The organism is Candidatus Atribacteria bacterium, assembly GCA_011056645.1.
Taxonomy (GTDB): Bacteria; Atribacterota; Phoenicimicrobiia; order Phoenicimicrobiales; family Phoenicimicrobiaceae; genus Sediminicultor; species Sediminicultor quartus.
Genome location: DSEL01000102.1, coordinates 1 through 5,168 on the forward strand (window position 1 = coordinate 1; position 5,168 = coordinate 5,168).

5 protein-coding genes are annotated in these 5,168 nt (G+C 33.5%); all 5 read left to right on the top strand.

The genetic code is table 11. The features are described from left to right. Window positions 1-163 precede the first annotated feature (163 nt). Window positions 164-1,681 (top strand): ABC transporter ATP-binding protein, encoded by a 1,518-nt coding sequence (locus ENO17_04265; GenBank protein HER24247.1) that lies wholly within the window; start codon window positions 164-166, stop codon window positions 1,679-1,681. A gap of 28 nt (window positions 1,682-1,709) precedes the next feature. Beyond that, a complete protein-coding gene (locus tag ENO17_04270; protein HER24248.1) occupies window positions 1,710-2,825 on the top strand; it encodes an ABC transporter permease in 1,116 nt (371 codons plus the stop codon). Then, entirely contained in the window at window positions 2,825-3,769 is a 945-nt protein-coding gene (locus ENO17_04275; protein HER24249.1) for an ABC transporter permease, read from the top strand. The genes ENO17_04270 and ENO17_04275 overlap by 1 nt, the downstream gene beginning before the upstream one ends. Before the next feature lie 98 nt (window positions 3,770-3,867). Continuing rightward, complete coding sequence (locus ENO17_04280) at window positions 3,868-4,698, top strand: hypothetical protein (protein HER24250.1); 831 nt, start codon at window positions 3,868-3,870, stop codon at window positions 4,696-4,698. An 88-nt stretch (window positions 4,699-4,786) separates the two neighbouring features. Further along, the coding region (locus ENO17_04285; GenBank protein ID HER24251.1) for a DUF4416 family protein at window positions 4,787-5,168 on the top strand (382 nt) is incomplete at its 3' end.

Here is a 5,168-nt window from a genome sequence, read left to right on the forward strand (position 1 = left end):
AAATTATAAGCGGAGAGATTGTGGTTCCTACCGAAGTAACCAAATAGAATATTTCAATATATATTGGAGGTATTCATCTAATAAGGGATACCTCCAATATATTAATATTGAGTGCGTACCTTATCAAAGGAGGATTTATCAATTGCCTGAGATTGCTTTAGATATGAAGAATATTAATAAACGGTTCCCTCTCGTAGTGGCTAATGATAAAGTTAACTTTACAGTCTACAAAGGAGAAATACATGCTTTAGTTGGCGAAAATGGAGCCGGTAAATCAACCCTGATGAGCATTTTGTATGGATTATATCAAGCTGATTCCGGTCAAATTTTTGTAAATGGGGAAAAAGTTAATATTGCCAATCCAAAGGTAGCTATCAATTTAAAGATTGGAATGGTACATCAACATTTTATGTTAGTACAGCCTCTTACAGTTACGGAAAATATTATCCTGGGTATGGAACCTAAAAAAAATAATATTTTCATAGATATGGAAAATGCCATTAAAAAGGTTGAAGACCTATCAAAAAGTATGGGATTTAAAATCGATCCCCAAGCAAAGATAGAAAATATTTCTGTGGGAATACAGCAAAGAGTTGAAATTATTAAAGTTCTTTACCGGGGTGCAGAGATTTTGGTTATGGATGAACCTACTGCAGTGCTAACTCCCCAGGAAGTTGAAGAACTATTTGGAATACTTAGATCACTTAAAAAACAGGGTAAAACTATTATTTTTATTACGCACAAATTGAATGAAGTAATAGAACTTTCTGATCGGGTAACCGTCATGAGAAAAGGAAAAGTGGTAGGAGTAAAAAAAACCAAAGATACTAACCAAGAGGAGATAGCAAGTATGATGGTTGGCAGAGAAGTCATTTTTGAGATCGAAAAAAAACCTATCAATATGGGAAAAATAGCTTTAAAAGTAGATAAATTAAAAGCACTTAACCGGAAAGGATTACCAGCTGTAAAAGACATATCTTTTGAAATAAAAGAAGGAGAGATATTGGGATTTGCCGGCGTAGAAGGAAATGGACAGACGGAGTTAGTAGAAGTTATTACCGGACTTCGCTCTGCATCAAGTGGTAAAATATTTCTCTATGATAAGGAAATTACTAAAGATTCTCCCCGAGATATTAGAGAAGATAAAATTGCTCATATCCCTGAAGACAGGAGACAACGCGGAATAATTTCAGAATATACGGTTGCCGAAAATCTAATTTTAGGAAGTCAATATCGCCCACCTTTTAATCAAGGTTTAACCTTAAACTTTACTGCTATCAATAAGCACGCTAATAATTTAATCAAAAATTTTGATATACGACCTTCTGATAAAGATAATTTATTAAAATCTTTATCCGGAGGAAACCAACAGAAAGTTATTGTCGCCCGTGAATTATATGGAGAACCAAACCTTTTAATTGCTGCTCAACCAACGCGGGGATTAGATGTAGGCTCTATTGAGTTTGTACACCAAGAAATATTAAATGAAAGAGATAAAGGAAAAGCAATCTTACTGATTTCTGCTGATTTAGAAGAAATTTTATCTTTATCAGACCGTATTGCTGTTATCTATGAAGGTGAAATTGTGGCTTTTTTAGACCCTAAAAAAACAGACGAAAAGGAAATAGGTTTATTAATGACTGGCTCTACTAAAAATAAAAAATTATCAAAGGACAAGTAGTTTAGGGAGGAATAAAAATTTGAAAAGCATTAAAAAATTTGACTATTATACCATTTTAGAAAAAATTACTCCTTTAATCGCGGTTATATTTGCGCTACTGGTAGGTGCAATTGTAATAAAGTTAATCGGTGAAGATCCGATTTTTGTTTATAAAACATTATTTAGTAACGCTATAGGTAATAGAGATGGCTGGGGTAATGTATTATTCAGAGCAACTCCTTTAATATTTACCGGATTAACCGTTGCTTTTGCTTTCCGTTGTGGTCTTTTTAATATAGGTGGAGAGGGACAGATGTACATCGGGAGCTTTCTTGCTACCTGGGTTGGATTTACCTTTGCTAATTTACCCGCTTTATTACTCATTCCGCTTTGCATATTATCAGCAGCTACCGGTGGTGCTTTATGGGCTGCTGTTCCCGGAATATTGAAAGCTAAAACAGGTGTACATGAAGTTATTGTCACTATTATGATGAACTGGATAGCATCTTCCTTAACCTTCTTTCTCGTTTTGAAATTTAAAGCACCGCCAACAGCAGCAATGATAACAGCCGGTGTAAAACAGATGATACCGCATACCAATGAAATTGCTGAAGCAGCCCGGCTTCCTCGGCTTTATACTATTTTTAAATTTTTGAATATCGATTTTCCTTCCTATAATCAAATAAATATATCTTTTTTTATAGCTATTGGTGCAGCTATATTAGCTTATTATATATTATGGAAAACAAATTTAGGTTACGAAATAAGAGCAGTCGGCTATAGCCCTTTGGCTGCTGAATATGGCGGAATCAGTGTTGGCAAAAATATTATTCTGGCTATGATGATAAGTGGTGCTTTTGCCGGTTTAGTAGCTACTAATGAGGTAATGGGCTTTAAATATCGCTGGAGGCAGGAGCTTTTTACCGGATTAGGTTTTAACGGAATAGCAGTAGCTCTATTAGGCAAAAATCACCCCTTCGGAGTAGTCTTATCTGCTATTTTATTCGGTATTTTAAATTACGGAGGAGCTATAGTAAATATATATACCGCAGGAAGAATTCCACGGGAACTTATTATGGTATTACAAGCTGTAATAGTAATATTTGTAGTAATTAGTGATGAAGTAGTAAAGAGAATAATTCGCCAAAGGAGGAAGACAGCATAATGTTTGGTGATATTTTTAATGCTCAATTCGTTGCCTCATCTATTAGAGTAGCTATACCTTTTGCTTTAGCGGGATTAGGAGGAGTATATTCTGAAAAATCCGGGGTAATAAATATCGGTTTAGAAGGTATGATATTAACCGGTGCATTTACAGCAATTGCAGTGACTAATTTTGCTCAAAATCCCTGGGTCGGAGTTTTAGCTGCAATCTTGGTAGGGATTTTCTTGGGATTAATACATGCCGTTACCTGTATTACTTTTAAAGCAAATCAGATAGTAAGTGGTGTAGCTATTAATTTATTTGCCAGCGGGATTACCATATTTTTTTGCTGGCTTTTGTTTGGTGAAACCCAAATTATGGCAAAAAGTAGTTTACCAATCTGGGGATTGTCTATCCCAAATGTAGGAGAGGGTTCAATATGGGTAAGAAGTATCATAGTGATGTTTGCTCATCATTCCCCATTAGTATATATAACTATAATAATTTTTGCTTTATCACATATTATTTTGTATAAAACTCCTTTCGGATTAAGATTAAGATCAGTAGGAGAATATCCTCAAGCTGCAGATACCATGGGAGTAAATATTGTTAAAATGCGATATATAGCCGTTATCACTTCCGGTGCTCTTGCCGGATTAGCCGGTTCATTTTTATCTTTGGAACAAGCCCATTTTTTTGTTAAGGAAATGAGTGGTGGTAGAGGCTTTATTGCTTTAGCAGCCATGATTTTTGGAAAATGGACTCCCCTGGGAACTGCTGGAGCTGCTCTTTTATTTGGTTTTGGAGAAGCTTTATCTATCAGATTACAGGGTGTCACTGCTGTTCCAGTACAATTTATTAACATGGTTCCATATTTATTAGCAATTTTTGTTCTGGTAAGCGCAGTAGGTAAGGCTACTCCTCCGGCAGCGGATGGAATTCCTTACGAAAAAGAGATAGGGTAAAGAATAAAAAATCAGGAACAACTCGACCATTAAGTGATTTAGGTATATAATATAGAAAACGACATTATTTGGAAAAAAAAGGAGTAAAATTTAATTAAATGAAAGATATTGGGAATTTCTTAAAAGAGAGAAGGGAAGCTAAGGGATTGTCTTTGATTGAAGTAGAAAGGGACATAAAGATACGTAAAAAATATTTGCAAGCCCTTGAAGAAGGCAATATAGATGCAATTCCCGGTAAAACTTACTGTATTGGATATTTGAGAAATTATAGCAGATACCTTGGTATAAATGAAGAAAATATTAGTCAAATAATTCAAACTTACCATAATTCAGAAAAAAAGAAATCTAATTTAAAAAAAGCAAAAGAAGAACATATCTATCTTAAAACAAAAGATAGATCTTTTCTTGAGAAAAAAATGTTTTCCTTCCCTATTAAGTACGTTTATTTAACCAGTTTTGTTCTTATAATCTTTATTGGTTTATTATTATTAAACCGTTCCCTTAAGGAAGCCCAGAATTTTCCAATTCCTTCGCCTACCATTGGTAACGAAGATAAATTAAATATCGGGGAAAAAGCCGATGATATAAGTGCTTTAACTGAGGAAGTTATTAAATCGGAAGCAGATAAAATTATCGCAGAATCACCTGCGCAGGATATTGTTTTAACTGAAAAATTACCTATTTTCAAATTAAAAGCTACTGACAGAACTTGGGTAAAAATTCTTTCTGAAGATAAAATTGTATTTGAGAGAATATTATTCGGAAATGAAGAATTTTTATGGGAAACCGACCAGACTTTAGAAATTATCACTGAATATCCCACTAAGATAGAAACCTATTATGATGATAAACCGATTGAGATCGGTAAAGGTATTATTAAGAACTCCCTTCTAAAATATATTTTTAATCCTACACTAAAAGAAAGTTAATTTTTTTAGGTTGCCTTACTAAGTTAGTCATTGTTAAGCAGGTTAAAGATGCTTAGGGAAAAAGCAAAACAGATAGGAATAAAAAATTATGGGAAAGATTTTTTCACCAAAACCAGTTAAACTTGTAATTAGTATGTTCACCTCGGGAAACAAAATATTTGAAGTATACCAAAAATTATTGATTAAAAAGTTCGGGGAAGTTGATATCGAAAGCAATACTCAAATTTTTAATTACACAGATTATTATGAAGATGAATTTGGTCAAAATTTAATGCAAAAATTACTTTCTTTTTCCACTTTGATAAGGCCAGAAGAGCTTGTAGAAATCAAAACAATAACCAATGATTTGGAAAAGAATAATATTACTAAAGATATTAATTCCGATATAAACGAATATAAACGAATAATAAATATTGATCCGGGATATATTAGCTTAGATAAATTCATTCTAGCCAGCACAAAAAATGGAC

Bases quoted from the DNA above. Each gene is read 5' to 3' on its own strand.
- ENO17_04275 (HER24249.1), top strand. From the start codon at position 2,825: ATGTTTGGTGATATTTTTAATGCTCAATTCGTTGCCTCATCTATTAGA.
- ENO17_04265 (HER24247.1), top strand. From the start codon at position 164: ATGAAGAATATTAATAAACGGTTCCCTCTCGTAGTGGCTAATGATAAA.
- ENO17_04280 (HER24250.1), top strand. From the start codon at position 3,868: ATGAAAGATATTGGGAATTTCTTAAAAGAGAGAAGGGAAGCTAAGGGA.